A 20,700-nucleotide genomic window follows, 5' to 3' on the forward strand; every position below is an offset into this window, starting at 1 on the left:
CATGCCGCTAAAGCATGTGAAGGCCTGAAATTCCCTGTGACAATCTGAATAATTCTTAAAGAACAGACTCGTCGGTCCGCGTTTCAGTTACATACATGGCCGTCGCGGAAGATACTTCAAAAACAGCGCCTCATGCGCACCGTGGCAACTACTACAAAACGGAAATTAACCTATGAAGCTGTCATTCGAAGCGCTCGAAGCACTGGATGCAATCGATCGCACCGGCACCTTTGCCGAAGCCGCCGAACTGCTGCACCGCGTGCCGTCCTCGCTCACGTACCTGGTGCAAAAGCTCGAGAGCGATCTCGATGTCGTGCTGTTCGACCGCACCGGCAGGCGAGCCCGGCTTACCCACGCAGGCCGGGTGGTGGTCGAGGAAGGCCGGCACCTGCTCTATGCCGCCGAACAGCTGGAACAGAAAGCTCAGCGGATTCAGGAAGGCTGGGAAGCGGAGTTGCGCATCTGCGTCGACGAGATCCTGCCGCTCGACGCCCTCTGGCACTACGTCCACGCCTTCTACGATCTGAAGATGGAGACCCGCCTGCGCATCACGCGCGAGGTGCTCGGCGGTACGTGGGACGCATTGATCACGCGGCGCGCCGACCTCGTGGTCGGTGCGGCGGGCGAGCCGCCGCAACTGCCGCATCTGGTGGCGCGTCCGGTCGGCTCGCTGCGCCACGTCTTCGTGGTGGCGCCGGAGCATCCGCTCGCCCGCCTGCCCGAACCGCTCACGAGCGAAACCGTGGCGCGCCATCGCGGTGCAGTCATCAGCGACACCTCGCGCGAACTGAAACCGCGCTCGGTGGCGACCGAGAGCGCGCAGGAATGCATCGCCGTGCCGACGCTTGCTGCCAAACTCGCCGCGCAGTGCGAGGGGCTCGCCGTCGGCACGGTCCCCGAGTGCCTCGCCGCAGGGCCGATCGCGCAAGGCAAGCTGGTCGCCAAACGCGTCGCCGGCATGCGGGAAGTCACGCAATGCTACGTCGCATGGCGCGACGACGAGACCGGCCGCGCGCTGCGCTGGTGGGTCGAGCAACTGAATCAGCCCGATCTGATCGATCAGTTCATCGCGCGCATCTGAAGAAAGCGCCCCTTGTCGCAACGCCACGCCCGGATCGGCGCGTGAGGGCACGCAAAGGCGCCCGCCGATGCAAGTGCAGTCGGCCGCCGCCCTAGCCTTCCTGCTTCACCGCGCCAGCCACCGGGTAGCCGCCCGCCCCCGGCAGCAAATGCGGCAGCGTCGGCCGATGCCCTTGCGAATGCAGCAGCAGCGAACCCGGCAAATGCGCGACACTCGCGGCACGCTGCGCTTTCCTGAACTCGCCCATGCTGGCGGCCGCCCGCCGTTCGAGTTCGCCGGCGCCCTGGCGTCGCGCGCAACCGAGCGCCGCCGCAAACCAGGATTCGGCTTCAGCCATCTGGCTCGCCGCAAGCGCAATTTCGCCGCGGATGCGGCAAAGCTCCGCGTAGAACCAGCGCTCGCCGGTTTGCTCGCAATCGCGCAGCGCCTCGTCAATCACGTTAGCGGCGTCGTCCCGGCGGCCGCACGCGAGCAACACACTGCCGAACTGCGCCAGCATCATCATCATCGGCGCCTTGAAACGCAGCGCGCGCAGCGCATCGAGCGAGTTGCGAAACTGCGGCAGGCGGCCCAGCTCCGAGCGCGACAGCAGGTATTCGTCGAAGCAGTCGCAGCAGGCGAGCCAGATCGCGAAGCCCGCCTGCGACGCACGAGCGCGCAGCATGCCGATACCATGCCGGGCAATGGAGGCTTCATTCATTAGCAGTGCGACAGGAATTACCGCTTCGACCAGCACGTAGCAGGTCACCATGTCGTGCTCGTATTGCTGCGCGGCGCCCAGCGCCTGCTCGGCGAGCGCCAGCGCCTTGCCGGTCTCGCCCTGCAGCCATAGCACGCGTGCCAGCGTGGCGTTCGCGACGATCCCATGGTCGATCCGGAAGCCGACGGTGCGCCAGCGATGCGCGGGCCGGACATAGGCGCTCAGCATCGCCTCGAGCTGGGCGCGTGCGGCGCTCTGCTCGCCGGCATAGTGCAGTGCGATACCTTCGATGCGGCGCGCGATCACCCGCTGCGTCAGATTCTCGCCGCGTTGGGCAAGCGTGCCAAAGCGGCGCGCCAGCAACAACGCCGCCTGCGTCTCGCCGCCGTACTGGCAGGCGTTCCACAAGCCCCACAGCGCGCGCGATTCGAACTCCGTATCGCCGCTCGCCTCGGCCAGCGACAGCACCTCGGACCACCCGTCATGCACGGCCCGAACCGGGCCATGCGTGTAGACAAGCGCTGCGGCGTACGACGCGATCAGCCACAGCTTGGCGCGCAGCGGCACCGGTGCAGTGTCGGCCTCTGCGTCGGGGGCCGCTTCCGCCGCCTCGGCCTCCTCGAGCGCATGTAGCGCCACGCGCGAGCGTTCGCAACATTCGTCGACCAGCGAGACGTCGAACAGATACGGCACCGCCACGGCCGCCAGCTCGACGCCGACGCGCCGGTCGCCGTGCGGCGAGAAGGCCCAGTCGAGCGCGGCGCGCAGGTTGCCCAGTTCATGACGGAATTCGGCGAGCCATTCGCCAAGGGGGCATTCGATGCGCCGATGCGGCGCACGCTCGAAGAACGTGCAGAAATACGCGGCGTGTGCGAGCGACGCGGCATCGCGCTCGCCATTGTCTTCGAGCTGCTGCAGCGCGTAGGCCCGGGTCGTTTCGAGCAGGCGGTAGCGCGCGCCCGCAGCATTGCTCTCCTGCACCACCAGCGACTTCGACACCAGCCCGCCCAGCGCATCGAGTATCTCGGTGCAGGAAAAGCCGTGGCCGGTCATCACGTGGCAGACCGCCTCGAAGGCGAAGCCGTTGAGAAATACGCCGAGCCGGCGCAACAAGCTGCGCTCGGTATCGTCGAGCAGGCGGTAGCTCCAGTCGAGCGTCGCCTTCAAGGTTTGATGGCGCGGCAAGGCGCTGCGAAAACCGCCGCCGAGGATGCGCAGGCGCTCGTCCAGATGTCCGGCCAGCACTTCGATGCCGAGCACCGCGGCGCGCGCGGCCGCCAGTTCGATGGCGAGCGGAATGCCATCGAGGCGCCGGCACACCAGTCCCGTCAGGAAGATGCTGCGCTCGTCCGAGGCAAACTGCGGATCAATGCCGCGCGCCCGCGCCAGGAAGAGCCGCACAGCGCTCGCCTGCAAGATCGCCTCGCTAGCGCAGTCTTGCGCGGGCACCTCGAGCGAAGGCACACGCTGCAGCACCTCGTCCTTGATGCGCAGCGCCTCACGGCTCGTCGCCAGCACGCCGAGCAGCGGATTGCCCGCCGTCATCGCGCTGGCGATCTCCGCCGCGGCATCCATGATGTGCTCGCAGTTGTCCAGCACGATCAGCACGCGGCGGCCCGCCATGCACGCCGCGATATCGCGCAGCAGGCGGCGGCCGGCCGGCAACTTCATGCCGAGCGCGTTCGCCAGTTCATCGACGGCAAAGCGCGCATCCGATACCGAGGCAAGCGCAACGAACACCACGCCATCGGGAAAGCGGGCGCGCGAGCGGCCCGCGACCTCGAGCGCGATGCGCGTCTTGCCGATCCCGCCCGCGCCAACCAGCGTCAGCACGCGGGCCGAATCGAGTGCGGCGCTCACTTCGTCGATCAGGCTGTCGCGGCCGATCAGCGGCGCGCCGCCATGCGGCAGATTCGATACTGGCAGCTCGTCGCGCTCAGCGGTATCCAAACGCGGCACGGCGGGCGCGGCCTGCGGCGCCTGCGCCACGATCAGCCGGTAGCCGCGGCCCGGTACAGTGCGGATCATGTCGCGAGCGTCGCCGAGCACCTTGCGCAAGGCCGCAATATGCACCTGCAGATTGTTCTCTTCGACCACGGTGTCGGGCCAGACCCGCCGCATGACCTCGTCCTTCGACACCACCTCCCCATCTGCCCGGATCAGCAATTCGAGAATGTCGAACGCACGGGTGCCGATGCGCAACGCCTCGCCGTTCCGCTGGATTTCCCTATTCTCTAGGGACACGTATAGCTGTCCTATCCGGACCATCGCGAGCTCAATATGCCGAAGTTGATCGGGGAAGAAACAAGATCCAACGTGAAGCAAATCAGGCGATCGATGTTACGGCACCCTCAACTGTTAAATATTGAAAAATTTCGAACCGACGCTTCTGATTTTTTGATCGGTCCGGCTTGTTTGACCTCGTCTGCAAGCCATGGGCACGGAGTGTCTACGTGAGGCGGCGGCTGTTTATGCATCGAGCATAGAGCTTCCCTCGGCAACGCATTGGCTGTTCGAAGCTAGAAGTTGGCGCGTGAGTTCAGCCAGGCGGAACAACCTGGGACGCCTCGAGACTGCCGCTGTCCTGGGCCAGGTGAACCGCCAGCCATACCGTCGGCTCCGTGTCATGGGTCCACGCGACCCGGTGCTTGCGATGGGCCTCGATCAGCAGATAGTCGCCCGGCTGCATGACATGCGGATGAGCGTCGCCGGCGAACTCGAGACTCGCCGCACCGCTCAGCAATACGACCCATTCGGCGCGCGGACTGTCGTACCAGAAGCCGGGCGCGCTAGCCTGCCCGGTCGAGACGATGCGCTCGATCGTCGTGCCTGCCTGTTCGAGCAACGTATCGAAGCGCTCGCCCTCGGCCTCGGTGGATGGAAGACGAAACAGATTGCCCAGACTCGGCATGACGGCTCCTGTGGTCAGCGGTGATCAGCAGTGGTCAACGAAGCGATGGCTGCGCCCGTACCGCAACCCGCCGCAAGCTCAAGCCATCTGCCTTACTGCAGCGGCTTCAAACGGTCCAGCAAAGTCGGCACCAGTTCGCTGATGGTCGGATGGATGTGCATGGCGTACTGCAGCGTCGGGTACGGCGCGCCGGCGGCCATGATATCGATGAATGTATGAATCGCTTCATCGCCCTCAATGCCGAGAATCGCCGCACCGAGTATCTGTTTGCTTTGCGCGTCCACCAGCACCTTCATGAAGCCGTCGGTCTCGCCGCGTTCGCGCGCGCGGCCGACCCGCGTCATGGGCATCGTCGCGATCAGCGCGGGCCGGCCCGAGGCGCGCACCTCGGTCTCCGAGAGGCCCACTCTGGCAAGCGGCGGATCGACGAACACTGCGTACGCCATGATGCGGGTATCGGCACTGCGGGCGCCGCCGTCGAACAGGTTGGCGGCCACGATCTGGTAGTCGTCGTAGGACGTATGCGTGAATGCGCCGCGGCCGTTGACGTCGCCGATCGCCCACACGCCCGGCGCCTGGGTGCGCAAGGCGCCGTCGACCGCGATCATGCCGTGCCGGTCGGTGTCGATGCCGGCGGCGGCGAGGCCGAGGTCGTCGGTATTCGGCTTGCGGCCGGTGGCGAACAGCAGGTGCGACGCTTCGAGCGCGGCCTCACCGCCTTCGAAGCCGATGCGCACGCCGTCGCCGGCGAGCGGCTCGACGCGTTGCGGCTGCGCGCCGAAGCGAAAGCTGACGCCTTCGCGTTCCAGCACAGCCTGCACGGCCTGCGCAAAATCGGCATCCTCGCGGGCCAGCAAGCGCTCGCCGCGCACCAGCACCGTGACCCGGCTGCCGAAGCGGCGGAACACCTGGGCGAATTCGAGCGCAATATAACTGCCGCCGACAATCGCCAGATGCTCGGGCAATTCGGTCAGTTCAAGCAGCGACGCGTTAGTGTAATAGCGGATCCGTTCGATGCCGGCGAGCGGCGGCACCACGGCACGCGTGCCGGTATTGATGAAGATCTCGTCGGCTTCGATCTGCTCGATGAGCTGGCCGTCGTGGCCGCTGATGCTCAGCGTGCGCGGGCCGGTAAAGCGCGCATGACCGTTGAACACGGTGAGATTGCGCGTACCGCGCAGCCATTTTTCGACGCCGCTGCGCGACTCGCCGATGATCCGGTCTTTACGCGCCTTCACCTGCGCCAGATCGACCGTCACCGGGCCGGCCACCTGCACGCCGTAAGCGGCTGCGTGACGTGCCACGTGGGCCGTGCGGGCGCTTGCCACGTAGCTCTTGGTAGGAGTGCAGCCGACATTCACACAGGTGCCGCCGAACGCGGCCCGCTCGATCACGGCGGTCTTGCGGCCGCTCTCGCCAAGCCGCACCGCGAGCGGCGAGCCGCCTTGTCCGGTGCCGATCACGACTGCGTCGAAGTGCTGGGGCATGGCAGGTCTCCCGAGGGCCGATGACACGGTGCTGCCATCTTACGCCTGCCCTCGCTGGGCCATGCCGGTGTCGTTTCAGGAGTTCGCTGCAGTTCAGCCGTGGCAATGATGCGCGCAGATCAGCGCGCGCGAACGCTGCAGCGCCGCCTGGGCGCCCTTCGTGGCCATCATGAGGCCCACCTGGCTCAGGTTAAAGTCCTGCGCCACCATCATTTGCATCAGCGCCACCATCGGCAGGACCACTGAGGGGTGATATAGCTGTCGTTCGATCAAATCTCGCATGCCCGGCTCCCGCTGCATCGCGCCGCTTCGGCACGACGCTACTTACGTTTCGATGGTGGGATTCTAGGCATCCGCGCCACGCGGATAAATAGCGCAAACGCGAAGTGAGTTGTTGCGGAAAGCGAACAATCGACAGCCTCCACACTCCGGACAGGGTTACTCGAGCGGCGCGCCGATAAACTCGGGCAACGCTTCCGCCCGTTCGGAGAACGCTGCCAACGCCGGGTAACGCGCGTCGTCAAGCGCACCGGGCAACATGAACTGCGTGAAGCGCCACGCCACCGCCACTGTAATGTCCGGCTGCATCAGGCGCTCGCCGCACAGCCAGCCCCGATGTCCGGCCAGACGTTCCTCCAGCACCCCAAATGCCGCGTGCATCTGCTTCTGTACCCGCTCGATCCACGGCTCGTACTGCGACTCCTGCGGGCGCAGATTGCGCTCGTACACCTCCTGCATGGCCTTCTCGGTAGCGGCGAGCGCGAAGCCGATCAGGCTCAGCGCCTGCAGCCGCGCGGCGGGCTCCTCGGGCAGCAGACGGCAGGCCGGCGCGACCTTATGGTCGATGTGATCGAGGATCAGGCTCGAGTCGATCAGCACCGTGCCGTCGTCTTCGATGAAGGTCGGCGCCTTGACCACCGGATTGACCTTCGCAAACTCGTCGAAATGGCGAAACACCGACACGCTGCGATGCTCGAAAGGCAAGCCGAGCACGGCCAGCGAAATCGCGACGCGACGCACATAGGGGGAGTCCAGCATGCCGATCAGTTGCATTCGATGCCTCGTGGTTCGAGATAGAAGGAATGCATGACTTTAGCTCAAGCGTGCTGCATACAGCGTGCCTTCATCAATCGATTTGCCGCAGCGGCGCCGGCTCCTGGTGCGCCTCGCCGCTCTCCTGCATGCCGCGTGCATAAGCACTCGCCGCCACCGGGCGGCTGAACAGATAACCCTGCTGCTTGTCGCAGTCGATCGTGCGCAGGAACGACGCCTGCGCCGGCGTCTCCACGCCTTCCGCGGTGACGTTCATGCCGAGCGAATGCGCCATCGCCACCACCGCCTGGGTAATCGCGATCGAGTCGCGATGGTCCGGCAAGCCGGCCACGAACGAGCGGTCGATCTTGAGGTTGTGCAGCGGAAAGCGCTTCAGATACGACAGCGACGAATAGCCGGTGCCGAAGTCGTCGACGGAAATGCGCACGCCCATCTCGCTCAGCGCGCGGAGAATCGGCAGCACGGTATCGCTGTCGTTCATCAGCAGCCGTTCGGTGATCTCGAGCTCCAGCGCATCGGCGCTTATGCCGCAGCGTGCCAGACAGCGTTCGATGCGCTCCACCAACCCGTCGCTCACCTGGCGCGGCGACAGATTGACCGCAATCACGAGATCTGGCGCCAGCGTGCGGCGCCATTGCGCGATTTGCTCGCAGGCGTGTTCCAGCACCCAGTTGCCGATCGGCACGATCAGCCCGGTATCCTCCGCGACCGGGATGAACTCCACCGGCGAGACGTCGCCCAGTTCGCGGTTGTACCAGCGCAGCAACGCTTCCGCGCCGACTGTGCGGCCGCAGCGGCTATCGACGATCGGCTGGTAGACGAGACTCAGCTCGCCCGCCGCCAGCGCGCGCCGCAGCAGTTGCTCGATCGCAAAGCGCCGCTGCAGATGCTGGTTCAGCTCGGCAGTAAAGAACTCGAAGTTGTTGCGGCCGCGCTGCTTGGCCGAGTACATCGCCGAATCTGCATTGCGCATCAGGGTCGGCACATCCTGGCCGTCCTCGGGAAACAGGCTAATGCCAATCGACGCCCCCAGGTAGTACTCGTTGCCGGCCACCGCGAACGGCACGGCCACCGTTTCGAGGATCTGGCGCGCAAGGGCGATCAGGTCGTCGGTGGTGTCGTAGCGGCTCACGACGATCACGAATTCGTCGCCGCCCACCCGCGCGAGCGTGTCCTTCTTGTCGACGCAGGAGGCGAGGCGCCGCGCCACGTTACACAGCAGCGCATCGCCCGCTTCATGGCCGGCGGTATCGTTGACCTTCTTGAAACCGTCGAGATCGACGAACAGGACTGCGACACGCGCGAGTTCGGTGGACAGACCCGCGGGTTCGAAGAGGTCGCGCATCCGGTCAGCCAGATACGCGCGGTTATAGAGGCCCGTGAGGGAGTCGCGGGTGGCAAGATATTTGAGTTGCTGCTGGGCCGCGCGCACCGGGCCGATATCGGTAAACGAGATCAGTAACGAATCGGGTTCGCGCTCGCCGGGCTTGATGATCGGCACCACATTCTGGGTGATCCAGATGGTCTCGCCGTCGGCCAGCTCGAGGCCGATCGTCAGACCGAACAGCGGCTTGCCGCTCATCAGCACGCGCGCGGTCGGGCGGTCCGCCTGGGTGATCGGCGTGCCGTCCTCGTACAGGGCGCGCCGCATGACCGTCAGGATGTCCTGGCCGATCAGGTCCGGCTTCGCATGCAAGATGCGCAGCGCACTCGGATTGCATGCCAGCACCACGCCGCTGCGCGATTGCACCACGATCCCTTCGTTGAGGTGATTGACCACCAGGCGATGGTGCTCCTCGCTTTGCGCGAGGCGCTGCGCAATGGCGTCCTGATGCACGGCGAGACCGACGCTGTGGCCGATCTCGCGCAGCATGGCTTCCTCTTCGGCACCCGGACGGCGTGGCGTGCGATGGTAGACGGCAAACGCGCCGAGCACCCGGCCCGCATCGTTTTCGAACGGGATCGACCAGCACGCGCGCAAGCCGAGCGGCAAGGCGAGATGCTTGAAATCCGCCCACAGCGGATCGGTCTCGATGTCCTCGACCACCACCATACGCCGCAGATACATCGCCGTGCCGCACGAACCCACCTGCGGCCCGATGGCGACACCGTCGAGCGCCGCCGTGTACGACTTCGGCAGCGACGGCGCCCCGCCGGGGTGCGCATGCACGCCGTCGGCATCGAGCAGCAGGATCGAGCAACATGCGCCCTCGCCGAGCAGCGCTTCCGCGCGCCGGCAGACTTCGTCGAGCAACTCCGGCAGCGGCGTGTTGCGCGTGAGCAGCCGCAAGACACTGCGCTCCGACGCCAGCACCTGCTCCGCCAGCTCCGTCGGAATTCGGGTGCTGTCAGACGCTGCTCCAACCGAGTTACCTGGTGTCACCTGGCAAGTCATATCTGAGCCCCCTCACACGACATCGGCAGGTTTCGACCGGCAGCGCACTGGGGTTTACGCCTGGACCGCGTGGATTCATCCATGCGGCATGACCAGGTCGCGGTGCCCCCCCGCGGTGATCACCTGCGGCGGGCCCCTAGTTATGCGCGTGCAAGTCCGGATTCAGTTGTCCCCAAGTCTTGGTGCGGGAGATCGCCTCGACCGCACCGCTCTGCGAATTGCGCCGGAACAGCCAGCCGTTTTGCCCGCTCAACTCCGCCGCCTTGACGACCAAACCGTCCGGCAACCGCACTCGCGTGCCTGCCGTCACATAACAGCCGGCCTCGACGACGCAGTCGTCGCCAAGCGAGATGCCGATGCCCGCGTTGGCGCCCAGCAGGCAGCGCTTGCCCACCGACACCACCTGGGTGCCGCCGCCCGAGAGCGTGCCCATGATCGACGCGCCGCCGCCGATATCGCTGTGATCGTCGACCACGACCCCGGAACTGATGCGTCCTTCGACCATCGACGCGCCCAGCGTCCCCGCGTTGAAATTGCAGAAGCCCTCGTGCATGACCGTGGTGCCGGCAGCCAGATAGGCGCCGAGCCTGACGCGATCCACATTGGCGATGCGCACGCCCGCGGGCACCACGTAGTCGGTCATGCGCGGGAATTTGTCGACGCTCGTCACTTCGAACGGAATCCGTGCGGCGCGTGCCTTCAGGCGCACCTGGGCGACCGACTCCACCGCGCACGGTCCGAACGAAGTCCACGCCACATTGGCAAGCAGGCCGAACAGGCCACTCAGATTCGCTTCATGCGGCTGGATCAGCCGGTGACTCAGCAGATGCAACCGCAAATAGACGTCGTGCGCGTCGAGCGGCGGCTCGGCCAGCGAGGCAATCGCCGTGCGCACGCCGACCACCTCGACGCCGCGGCGCTCGTCGGGGCCGACGCAGTTGGCCGCGGCATCGCCGATCGCCCGCGAGACCTCGTCGTGCGACAGACGCAACGTGCCGCCTGCTTGCGGCTCGTCGGTCAGTTCCGGTTCGGGAAACCAGCTATCGAGAACGGTGCCGTCAGCGGCCAGCGTGGCCAGTCCGACCGCCGCTGCGCCACCCCTCCTGTGTTCGCCCAATGCCATCGTGCATCTCTCCGGTGAGATCAATGTGTGCCACCTCTGCGAGCGCGGATCGGTACGGGCCGGGAAGCGCGCTCATACAACCCCTCAGTCAACCCATCACGCAACCATCATGCAGCCTCGGCTCGCGACCGAACGCGTTCAGTTACCCGGCGGCGGCCTGCCCTGGTTGCCGCCCTGGCCGCCGCCCTGGTTGCCGCCTTGCCCGCCACCCGGCCGGCTTCCGCCGCCTCCGGGCGGGCGCCCACCACCGTTGCCCGGACCACCCGGGCGTTGAGCGCCAGGCGATTGTCCACCTGGCGGACGCCCGCCTGCGCCTGGCGGCTGGCCACCGGGAGGACGTCCTCCGGCTCCCGGCGGCGGTCCGCCCGGCGGCTTACCGCCCGGGTTGCCCGGTGGCGGTCCACCGGGAGGCTTCCCACCCGGATTGCCCGGCGGTCTGCCGCCCGGCCCACCCGGTGGTGGACCGGGCGGGCGGCCGGCGCCGGGACGCGGCGGCGGAGGCGGCGGGTGATGGGCCCAGCGCGACTGATCGCGATACCACGGGCGGCCGCGGTAATAGTTGCCCCAGTATGTGCCAATCGAGAAAGTCACGATCGGCAAGCCGATCACGGTTCCGTAACTCAGCACGGGAACCGGGCTGCCTTGATAAGGGTAGCTAAGACGCCCAGCGTAAACCCAACCGCGCAGGTTGGGGAGCGCGACGTCGCACCATGTGTAACCGGCGACGCACCCCATCACCGTGACCGGCAAGCCGCCCGGCAGTTGCGAAACGATCGGATAGTCGCGCGCAGGCCCCGCTCGCAGGTTCACCGGGCTGTTGGTGACGGCCTGCGTCTGTGCGAAGGCCGCGGCGGGTACGAGCAACAGAGCGCTCAACCCTGCATAACAGCACTGCATGAACTGTCTTCGCATTGCGGCCTCCTGTGGACGGGGCGGTTGTAATTGTCGCGGCAAGAACTAGCGTACCGCATCCCGATGAACGTCGCAGGTCATTAAGCGCGAGCCGCTGGTGCGGCAAATCCGCGCCGCATGAAACATCTGGTAAGCAGGTCGCAAACTCGTCCTTTTTTTGAGGGCTGCGGGATTCCAACTCAGACGATCATTCAGCGCACGACCGAACCTTTGTTTTGCCGGAACCGCCATGAAGATCTTCCGTACCGTCATTCTCGCGAGCTTGCTGCTCAACCATCCGTCGGCGCATGCGACCAGCTTCGACTGCAACAGGGGCCGCTCGGTCCCGGAGCAATTGATCTGCCATCGCGCCGATCTGTCGAAGCTCGATGACGAACTCGGCAAGCTGTACCGGCAAGCACGCCGCAGCGTCGCCAACCCCAAGGCGTTGCGCGCCGATAGCGATAGCAAGTGGGCGTGGCGCGAAGCGAACTGCGCCGACGAGGCGTGCCTGCGTACGTGGTACAGCGGGCGCATCGAGGAATTGCAGCGCTTGCTGGCGAGCCTGCAGCAAGGCGAGCCAGCTCAACCGGACGCCCCCGATCAGTCGGGCGCACCGGCGCCGCATCTGCGCGAGCTGCCGCGCGATCCGGGGCGGCGCGTACTTGCCCGTGCTCAACCGGATGCGAGCGCGGTCGAATCCGCCGCGCAAACCGAGGCTGCCGTCGCGGCCGCCCCCACGGCTAGCCCCGTGGCTGAACACGCGAGCACCCCGCTGCCTCGCCACGCACTGCCGTTGCAATGCACCGCCGCCGATCCCGGGATGGCGTGGCATGACCAGTGTGCGACCGTTCTGAAGCAGGACACGCGCTGGCAATATCCTTCCCATAGCGGCGACTGGTTCTGCAAACTGGCGACGCTCGCGCAGTCACCCGCAGAACCGCTGGCCGAACAGTAAACACCGCCGGCGGCGCGAGCGGCTGTTGGCGAGGAGGTCGGGCAAGCGCCGCAAGCACGCAACGCCAGGCTGGCCGCCCTTACCAAGGTCATGCTATGCAGTCAGGATGCCGTGTCAGAGAAGCGCCTCCCTGCAGACGATCTTTAGCGTCGCTGCCCTTGCGCTTCCCTGGCACTGCACACGGTATATCGGCAGGAAAAGATGCAGGCTTTATAGCGGATTAACCCTGATCGCAGCCGCGATCTCACCCGCCACGGATGCAAGCGCCCGACTGTATGCCTTCACGAGCGGGTCGTAGCCCGGCCCGCTCACCGCTTCCTGCGCGACCGAGCGACCGCTGACGGGCTGCCCGTGCCGTGGCGGCAAGACCGTCCAGATCGCAGCCAGCATGACGCTGCCTTGCACCGACGCGTCGAACTCCTGGACATCGACCGAGACGCGGTAAGCGTTGTCGTCCACGCGCTGCGGATAGGTCGAGACGATTGCTCCCGGTATGAGCTGCTGGAGATCCGCCCCGAGCACGCGAGGAATCTGGCTCGTCAAAGGATCGGCCCAGCGCGCAAACTCGTCGATGGAAACGCGGTTCGCGTCCACCCGCGTGACGATCTGCGCACGATCGACCAGTTCGGGCACCGTGACCGGGCCGATTGCGATCATGATGGGCGTGGCGGGGCGCACGACGGCCGGCGACGGCTCAGGTAGCTGAATCGCGTTCAAGGTGTAGAAGCTCGAAGCGGGCGACGTTGCGCACCCGCTGCTAAAGCTCAGCAGCAGCATGGTCAAAGCCAGCAAGGGAACTCGACGCATTACTTGTCCTCGGTTTTGCCCCGGAGCAAGGCTTCCGGATGCCGTTCCAGATACTCCGCGAGCGAGCGGAACGAGACCGCCGTTCGTGACAGCTCGCGCATGGCGTCGGCAGTGCTTTGCTGCAATGGCGAGTCGCTTTGCAAGGTGCGATTTGCGGCGGTGAGCGCTTCGCGTGCCGAACTCAACGTGGCCTTCGCCTCGGGCGCCACTTCCGTGTTGATGGTATTGAGCAGCGTGTCTGCGTCCCCGAGTGTCTTGCGCAGGTCCTGGCTGATGCCCTCAAACGGAATCCGGTTCAACCTGGCGACCAGACTCGTAATGGAGTCCTGCAGGCTCTGCAGGTTACCGGGCACGCTCGGCAGTTGCGGCGTCGCCTTGCTCCAGTCCACCGTGGCCTTCGGCGCAGCGGGGAAGAAGTCGATCGCGATATACAGTTGTCCGGTCAGCAGACTGGCGGTCCGCAGTTGCGCACGCAGTCCTTTCGATACCAGGTAGTCCGTAAAGGCTTTGCGTTGCGCCGCGATGTCCCCGCCTTTGCCGCCGCTTTGGCCCCCGCCGTCGCCCCATTCGTTGCGCGAGATCACCCGCTCCGGATAGATGCTGACCTCGACCGGGATGCTGAATTGCCGGGTCGCCCGATCGAAGTGCGCAGAGATGCGCGACACTTCTCCGATCACGATGCCGCGGAAATCGATGGGCGCGCCCACGGTCAAGCCGCGCACCGACTCGGTAAAGTTCAGGACATACTTGTCGACGATCGCGTCGTGCCGCTTCATGGCCTCGGCACGATCGGCGAACAGCGAGTACGCGTGGCGCGCCTCGGCTTGCGTCGTGCTGGTCGTGTCGGGCGGACTTTCGAATGCCAGGCCGCCGATCAGAATGGACACCAGCGATTCGGTGTCGACCTTCACACCGGTCGCATCCAGCGTCACGTCGACGCCGCTCGCATGCCAGAAGCGCGTATCGTTCGTAACGTACTTGTCGTAGGGCGCGTTGACAAACACGTGAATCGACATGCCTGCCCCGTCGGGGTCGAGCGCGTAGGAGACGATCTGGCCGACCTGCAGGCGGCGGAAAAACACCGGTGAGCCGATATCGAGCGAGCCGATAGTCGCGCTCTTCAGCACGAACTCGCGCCCGGGCGTGCCGGTGGCCAAAACCGGCGGCGACTCGAGACCGACGAAATCACGCCGCGCCTTTGACGATGTGCCGATGTCCATGCCGATATGCGAGCCGGACAGCAGCGTGCCGATGCCCGATACGTTGCCCCCGGCAATGCGCGGCCGAACCACCCAGAAGCGCGTATCGTCGACCAGCATGCTGGCCGCACTGCGCGACATCTCGGCGCGGGCCAGCACGGTCTTGTGATCGTCGGAAAGCACCACGCTCTTGATCGTGCCGATATCGACGTTCTTGAACTTGATCCTGGTTTTGCCCGCCTCGATGCCGTCACCCGTGACGAAGCTGATGGTGATGGTGGGGCCTTTCTGCATGATCGACTGCGCCGCCAGCCACCCCGCGATCAACACTGCGACGAGCGGCACCAGCCAGACAAGCTGGATGCGCCATCTCGACCGATCGACAGCAACGGCGGTTGGAAAGTCTGCGGCGTGGGCGTCATCTATCCCTCCGGACTGCTTACTCATCGTCCGGCTCCACTGCATCCCAGATCAGGCGCGGGTCGAACGACAAGGCGGCGAACATGGTCAGCACCACGACCGCGCCGAATGCCAGCGCACCGGGCCCGGCGTCGATGCTTGCCACCGTGCCGAACTTCACGAGCGCGACGAGAATCGTGATCACGTAGACATCGAGCATCGACCAGCGGCCGACCCGTTCCACCATCCGATAGATGTGCGATCGCTGACTTGGGAGATGCGCGGAACGCAACTGGGTGCTCCAGGCGAGATAGGCTAAGGAAAGAATTTTGAGCATGGGCACGACGATACTGGCGATAAAAACCATGGCTGCGAGGGGCCACGCTCCCGAGGTCCAGAGATACACGACCCCACTCAGGATCGTGTCCGCCTGGGCGCCGAACAAGGTGCTCGACACCATGACCGGCAAGAGAACGGCGGGGACGTACAGCACCATGGCGGCGCCCAGGAAGGCCCAGGTGCGCGCCAGACTGGCGGGCTTGCGTAGATGCAGCGCAGCCCGGCAACGTGGACAACGTGAAGCGCCCCAGGCACGCCCAGCGTGAGCATGGGCAGGTGGCGATGAAAGCAGGCCGCAGTCGTGACAAACGAACAAGCCCGCACGCGCCGCCGTAGCGCTCGCGGAGCGAGGCGGCAGCACCAGCGTCACACCACCCTCTCCTCTGCCTGGATCCACCCGCGCCCAGAGGTCGCGCGAATTGAACGCCGTCGACGCTGCGGCAAGCAGCACCATCACCGCGCCGAATGCTCCCATCGCAATGCCGGGGACGACCGTTGCGATGTGCTGCAGTTTGACGAGCGCAACCAGCATGCCGAGCATGAGTACTTCGATCATTCCCCAGGGGGCAATGTGCCTGAGCACACGCAACGCGTTCTCGGGCCTGCGGGGAAAACCGCCAAGCTGCAACGGCAACAGCAGATAGATCAGCGCCACAATGTTCAACGACGGCATCAATAGCGTCGTCACGAAGACGAGGCCCGCGATCGGCCACATACCGCCGGCATACAGCGACGAAGCCGCCCCGAACAGCGTGGTGTCGACACGCGTTCCATTCACCTCAAGTCCGACGACCGGAAAGCAGTTAGCTACTGCAAACAGGACGGCAGCCGCGACGGCGAGCGCCAAGACATGCCCGTGCTTCGCCGGCGAGCTCCGGTAGAGGACGGCGCGGCAACGTTGGCAACGCGCGGTGCCGCCCTCAGCGAGCGGCGTCTCCCATTGGAGAAAGTCGCACTCGCGACAGGCAATCAGGCTGGTGGCATTCATGTTCGGCATCCACACGCGAGAGCCCGGAGCGAGCGCCGCCCCGGATCCGGTTATTTGAATTGCGCAACCAGTGCGTCAGCACCCTTCTCGATCCCGGTCTTCGACGCGCTCAACGAGCCCAAGCTCGCGCCGATGTTGTACGGATTCGGGTATTGCTTGGTCACATAGGCGCTGAGCAGGCGATTGCTCGACGAGTCGTAGATCTCGACCGCGTAGATCACGGAACCGGTGAAGGCGCCTTCCTTGCCGCGCACGGTTTGAGTCACGTTGTACAAGCCGCCGGCGATATCGAAGCGTGAAAACGTGCTGAGCACCGGGGTGCTGGTTTTCGCGCCCGTCAGGATGAGCCTCAAACGCAGCGTGTTGGGACCGGCCTCGGTGGCCGGTTCGAAGCGGCTGCGCAACTTCTCCGCGAACTCGGTTTGCATGTAGCTCGCGAGCGCGGCCTTGTCCGTATCTTGCATGTCGCCGAACTGGTTGTCGGCGCCTTGGTAGATCGTTACAGGGTCGATGATCAGCCTGGTGTACTTCTGCCACTCGGTCTGCGGCGCAAACCGGTATGGCATCCGGCCGGAGTCGTCTTGCTGGTTGGGCCGCAAATAAGGCGCCGAGGCAAGGCCTGAGTACGCGACGGGGGTCACGCTGGCGCAACCTATCAGAATGGTGCAGAGGACCGCTAACAACAGGTGCTGCGGCTTGATTGACTTGAGCATGTGTTTCTCCGGTTCCGGTCTCGCCCCTGCCCTCTCTCGGAGATCCAGGAACGACAGTTCGTATTGAGGCGCCAGACTAACACTGTCAATTCAAGATGTAAACCGACCAGACGGTTTGTTTCTTGGGAACACTTCGGGGAAATAGCCTGGAGGTGGTGCTGGAGATCCTGCCAGGAGCGCCCGCCAGTGAGGCGCCCCGTTCACTGGCAGCTTAAGGCCTGTTCACGCTTATAACAGGCCCTAGGTGCGGCGTGGTGCGCGGGTAGCACGCGGCTTCTTTGTCGCCGCGGCTGGCGCCTCGGCGCACGGCGCCCACTGGCTCTCGTCGAGCAGGCGCTCGAACAGACGGGCGCGCTCCTTGTCGGAGAGCGGGCACATGCCAAGTCGCGCGGTGAACAATAGCCCCCGCGCGGCCGCCCAGCGCAGAAGCGCCAGATCGGGGTCGGCCGCCTCGGCCTTGATATGTTTGACCTTTGCTCCGCTGCGCTCGCGCGTAGCAGCGAGGAGCGCGGGATCTTCGACCATCGCGGCAAGAATGGCAAAGCCCGCGGCGGTATGGTTGTCGGTCGCTTCGCGCATGGTCGCGATTTCGGCGGCGAGATTCGCCTCGGACTTCGTCGTGCCCTCGGTCGCCAGATAGTGCTGGGAAAACTTGTCGAAATGTTCGATTTCGTGTTCCAGCAAGGCCTTCAGCACGTCGCCTTTGGTGCGGAACTGATGCATCAACCCGCCTTTGCTGATGCCGCTTTCCCGCGATATCGCATCGAACGTGAGCTGTCCCGGCCCGTCGCGCGCAATGATGGCGAACGCCGCCTGAATGGCGGCCTGGCGGGAACGTTCGGAACGGGTTGCGTTATCCATAGTGTCGGTCAGGAGTGGCTGCGCCGGTCACGCAGCCAGACGGGAAACAGCCGGATGCGCCAGCGGCTGTTCAGGCGGGACGGCGCTTCATATGAGGCGTCAGCCTAACACTACGGGTCGCACAGGTAAACCGGCCGGGCGGTTTGTATGTTGGCCGGGTCAACCCCGCCGGTCAGCGCGCGGCGTACCCAGCCTCACCAGTCCCGGCGCGCCACGTGTCCGCAGGCACCTGGCTCACGCGTGCCGCGCCGTCCTCAGCCGGCGCCGGCGGCACGGCCGGGAACGTCGTCTCCCACCCCCCACCCAGCGCCTTGAACAGGCTCACGAGCGAGACGGACACATCCGTCGAACTCGCCACCCAGGCCTGCTGCGTCGCCAGCAAATCGCGCTGCACAGTCAGCACATTGAGGAAGTCGGTGGCGCCCGCCACATACTGGCGTTGCGCGTTGTCCAGTGCGATGCGGTCCTGCTCGACGGTTTCGGCCAGTTTGTCGCGACGCAACTGGCGCGTGTCGTAGTCGCTCATCGCGTCGTCGACCTCATGCCAGGCCTTGAGAACGGTGCGCTGAAACTGGATCATCGCCTCCTGCTGCTGCGCCTTGCGCAAAGCCAGTTGCCCCTTCAGACGCCCGCCTTCGAAAATCGGCACGGTGAGCGACGGCCCCACGCCGAACACGCGCGAACTCCATTCGGCGAGATCGCCCAGATGCATCGCCTGCAGACTGAGATTGCCCGACAGCGTGACGCGCGGGTAAAAGTCCCCCACCGCTACGCCGATATCGGCCGTCGCCGCATGCAGGCGCGCCGCTGCCTGGCGGATATCGGGGCGGCGCTCGGCGAGTTCGGACGGCAGCCCAGCCGGCACGCGCGGCGGCACCGGCGGAATCGGTTTGACCGCTTGCAACTCCGCCTCCAGCGCACGCGGCGGCAGCCCAAGCAGGAAACCCAGCGCATTGACCAGTCGCAAGCGCCGGTTTTCGAGCAGGGGCTGTTGCGCCTCGATCGTGCCGACCTGGCCCCTCGCTTCGGCGATTTCCAGTTGCGTCGCCACGCCGTCGGCGAAGCGCACGCGCGTCAGTTCCAGGCTATGGCGGGCGATCTCCAGATTCTGCTGGACGATGGCCTGCTCCGCCTGGACCCCGCGTAGCTGGACATAGTCGCTCGCGGTTTCCGCCAGCGCCGCGAGCAGCAAGTCGCGCCGCAGATCCGCACTGGCCTCCACCGAAGCGTCGGCCGATTCGATTTCGCGCCGCACCCGTCCCCACAGATCGAGTTCCCATGAGGCATCGAGGCCCGGCTGCCAGACGTTGTAGTCGGCCTTGCCGTTCAGCCCGGAGATATCCACGAGGCCGTTCTGGCTACCGCGCGCATGCTCGTAGGAAGCCGAACCATTTACCGACGGAGCAGCGTCCGCACCGACGATCCGTCGCGCGGCGCGGGCCTCGGTGAGCCGCGCCGTGGCTACCTTGACGTCGAGGTTGGCGGTGGCCACCCGCGCGATCAGCGAGGATAGCTCGGGGTCGTTAAACGCATTCCACCATTGCGGGTCGAGACTGCCGTCTGCCACCCGGCTCGGCGGCGTGGCCGCTGCCTGGGGTGCAGCGGGCGTCCAGCGTTGCGGCAAGGCCGCTTCCGGGCGACGGAAATCCGGACCGACGGCGCAACTCGACAGACCGACCAGAAACCACGCAACGGCAAGCTTGGGAAGAAGGCGGTTCATCGCGCAGCGACCTCACTGACGGCTGCGCCCCGTGCACCGGACGTGTGAATCGTCGCTTCGACCGACATGCCTGCACGCAGGCTGTCGAGCGCACGCTGCCCCGGCTGCAGGACGATTTTGACCGGAATGCGCTGGACGACCTTGGTGAAGTTGCCGGTCGCGTTATCGGGTGCGATAGCCGCAAAGGTCACGCCGGTGGCCGGCGCCAGACTCTCGACGGTGCCGTGCAACACCACGCCGGGGAAGGTGTCGACCCGGATATCAGCGGCCTGCCCGGGCCGGACCTCGGTAAGCTGGGTTTCCTGGAAGTTCGCGAGCACATAGGCCTGTTGCAGCGGCACGACCGCGAGCAAGGGCGAGCCTGGCGTCACGTAAGCGCCCACCCGCACCGCGCGCTGCCCGACCATGCCGTCGATGGGCGCCACAATGCGCGTCCACGACAGGTTCAGGCGCGCCGTATCGAGCGCAGCCTGGGCGTGCTGAAGCGCGGCCCCGGCCTTCTCGCGCTGCGTCTGCAATACCGCAATCTGCTGTTTGGCCGCTTTCAGCCCCGCTTCGTTGCGCTCCACATCCGCTTGCGCCGTATCGACCCGCGAGCGGGCCTGCTGCGCATTCTGCAGGCTGCCGGCGCCGTGACTGGCCAGATCCGTATAACGGGCGGAGTCCGCATGGGCAAACACATAACCCGCGCGGGCCGAGGCCAGCGAGGCGCTCGCCTGATCGATCAGCGATTGTTGCTGGGCGATGCTTGCCGAAACGTTATCGATCGTCGCCTGGGCCGCCGACACATTAGCCTGCGCGGACGCTTCCGCGGCCAGGTAGTCGCGGTCGTCGATCTGCGCGAGTAGCTGACCCTTGTGAACCACTTGATTGTCGTCGACCGTCAACGCGCTGACCTGCCCTGCCACGCGTGGGGCGACCACGGTGAAGTCGGCGGTCACAAACGCATCGTCGGTGCTCTGCCCCGGGGACACCATGGCGCGGTAGGCGAAAGTAGCCGCGAGGACCACCAGCAGGACGGCCCCGGCAGCGATAACGTAAGTCTTTTTTCTCGATTCGGACATGGGTAGGTCAA

At 65.7% G+C, this 20,700-nt stretch carries 17 protein-coding genes; 2 read left to right on the top strand and 15 right to left on the bottom strand.

The window, feature by feature from the left end; translation table 11 throughout:
* Positions 1-172: 172 nt before the first annotated feature.
* Positions 173-1,081, top strand: a complete 909-nt coding sequence (locus tag BLQ92_RS16505; RefSeq protein ID WP_090685601.1) for a LysR family transcriptional regulator — start codon at positions 173-175, stop codon at positions 1,079-1,081.
* A 91-nt stretch (positions 1,082-1,172) separates the two neighbouring features.
* Here the strand turns inward: BLQ92_RS16505 and BLQ92_RS16510 are convergent, their stop codons facing one another.
* From BLQ92_RS16510 to BLQ92_RS16545, 8 genes are all read right to left on the bottom strand, one after another.
* Positions 1,173-4,025, bottom strand: a complete 2,853-nt coding sequence (locus BLQ92_RS16510; protein ID WP_244106292.1) for an ATP-binding protein — start codon at positions 4,023-4,025, stop codon at positions 1,173-1,175.
* 295 nt (positions 4,026-4,320) lie between these two features.
* Positions 4,321-4,692 (bottom strand): cupin domain-containing protein, encoded by a 372-nt coding sequence (locus tag BLQ92_RS16515; protein WP_090685603.1) that lies wholly within the window; start codon positions 4,690-4,692, stop codon positions 4,321-4,323.
* A 92-nt stretch (positions 4,693-4,784) separates the two neighbouring features.
* Positions 4,785-6,179, bottom strand: coding sequence for an FAD-containing oxidoreductase (locus BLQ92_RS16520; RefSeq protein ID WP_090685604.1), 1,395 nt, complete (start codon positions 6,177-6,179; stop codon positions 4,785-4,787).
* 93 nt (positions 6,180-6,272) lie between these two features.
* Positions 6,273-6,461 carry a hypothetical protein gene (locus BLQ92_RS16525; RefSeq protein WP_090685668.1) on the bottom strand — a complete coding sequence of 63 codons (189 nt, stop codon included), beginning with the start codon at positions 6,459-6,461 and terminating at the stop codon, positions 6,273-6,275.
* A 156-nt stretch (positions 6,462-6,617) separates the two neighbouring features.
* Positions 6,618-7,232: a glutathione S-transferase family protein gene (locus BLQ92_RS16530; protein WP_090685605.1), complete on the bottom strand. Its 615-nt coding sequence runs from the start codon at positions 7,230-7,232 to the stop codon at positions 6,618-6,620.
* Between the two features lie 73 nt (positions 7,233-7,305).
* A complete protein-coding gene (locus BLQ92_RS16535) occupies positions 7,306-9,627 on the bottom strand; it encodes a putative bifunctional diguanylate cyclase/phosphodiesterase (RefSeq protein WP_090685606.1) in 2,322 nt (773 codons plus the stop codon).
* A gap of 136 nt (positions 9,628-9,763) precedes the next feature.
* Positions 9,764-10,750: a 2,3,4,5-tetrahydropyridine-2,6-dicarboxylate N-succinyltransferase gene (gene dapD, locus BLQ92_RS16540; RefSeq protein WP_090685607.1), complete on the bottom strand. Its 987-nt coding sequence runs from the start codon at positions 10,748-10,750 to the stop codon at positions 9,764-9,766.
* Positions 10,751-10,888: 138 nt separating this feature from the next.
* On the bottom strand, positions 10,889-11,662 hold the full coding sequence (locus tag BLQ92_RS16545; RefSeq protein ID WP_090685608.1) for an SH3 domain-containing protein: 774 nt from the start codon (positions 11,660-11,662) through the stop codon (positions 10,889-10,891).
* Between the two features lie 229 nt (positions 11,663-11,891).
* Between BLQ92_RS16545 and BLQ92_RS16550 the strand changes: the two genes are divergently transcribed.
* Positions 11,892-12,599, top strand: coding sequence for a lysozyme inhibitor LprI family protein (locus BLQ92_RS16550; protein ID WP_090685609.1), 708 nt, complete (start codon positions 11,892-11,894; stop codon positions 12,597-12,599).
* 210 nt (positions 12,600-12,809) lie between these two features.
* On the opposite strand, the gene BLQ92_RS16555 is transcribed toward BLQ92_RS16550, so the two are convergent.
* The 7 genes from BLQ92_RS16555 to BLQ92_RS16585 all read right to left on the bottom strand — a co-directional run bounded on the left by BLQ92_RS16555 (position 12,810) and on the right by BLQ92_RS16585 (position 20,689).
* On the bottom strand, positions 12,810-13,406 hold the full coding sequence (locus tag BLQ92_RS16555) for a PqiC family protein (RefSeq protein WP_090685610.1): 597 nt from the start codon (positions 13,404-13,406) through the stop codon (positions 12,810-12,812).
* Positions 13,406-15,052 (bottom strand): PqiB family protein, encoded by a 1,647-nt coding sequence (locus tag BLQ92_RS16560; protein ID WP_090685611.1) that lies wholly within the window; start codon positions 15,050-15,052, stop codon positions 13,406-13,408. The genes BLQ92_RS16555 and BLQ92_RS16560 overlap by 1 nt, the downstream gene beginning before the upstream one ends.
* The gene (locus BLQ92_RS16565; protein ID WP_090685669.1) at positions 15,045-16,331 is read right to left on the bottom strand and encodes a paraquat-inducible protein A; all 1,287 of its coding nucleotides are present in this window, start codon (positions 16,329-16,331) and stop codon (positions 15,045-15,047) included. The genes BLQ92_RS16560 and BLQ92_RS16565 overlap by 8 nt, the downstream gene beginning before the upstream one ends.
* Positions 16,332-16,381: 50 nt before the next feature.
* Positions 16,382-17,044 carry a DUF3313 domain-containing protein gene (locus tag BLQ92_RS16570; RefSeq protein ID WP_090685612.1) on the bottom strand — a complete coding sequence of 221 codons (663 nt, stop codon included), beginning with the start codon at positions 17,042-17,044 and terminating at the stop codon, positions 16,382-16,384.
* A gap of 240 nt (positions 17,045-17,284) precedes the next feature.
* On the bottom strand, positions 17,285-17,905 hold the full coding sequence (locus tag BLQ92_RS16575; RefSeq protein WP_090685613.1) for a TetR/AcrR family transcriptional regulator: 621 nt from the start codon (positions 17,903-17,905) through the stop codon (positions 17,285-17,287).
* A 172-nt stretch (positions 17,906-18,077) separates the two neighbouring features.
* Positions 18,078-19,625, bottom strand: a complete 1,548-nt coding sequence (locus tag BLQ92_RS16580) for an efflux transporter outer membrane subunit (protein WP_090685614.1) — start codon at positions 19,623-19,625, stop codon at positions 18,078-18,080.
* The gene (locus BLQ92_RS16585) at positions 19,622-20,689 is read right to left on the bottom strand and encodes an HlyD family secretion protein (RefSeq protein ID WP_090685615.1); all 1,068 of its coding nucleotides are present in this window, start codon (positions 20,687-20,689) and stop codon (positions 19,622-19,624) included. Before BLQ92_RS16585 ends, BLQ92_RS16580 begins: the two co-directional genes overlap by 4 nt.
* Between the last annotated feature and the right edge of the window lie 11 nt (positions 20,690-20,700).

Origin of the sequence: Paraburkholderia phenazinium, from assembly GCF_900100735.1 — a bacterium.
Taxonomy (GTDB): Bacteria; Pseudomonadota; Gammaproteobacteria; order Burkholderiales; family Burkholderiaceae; genus Paraburkholderia; species Paraburkholderia phenazinia.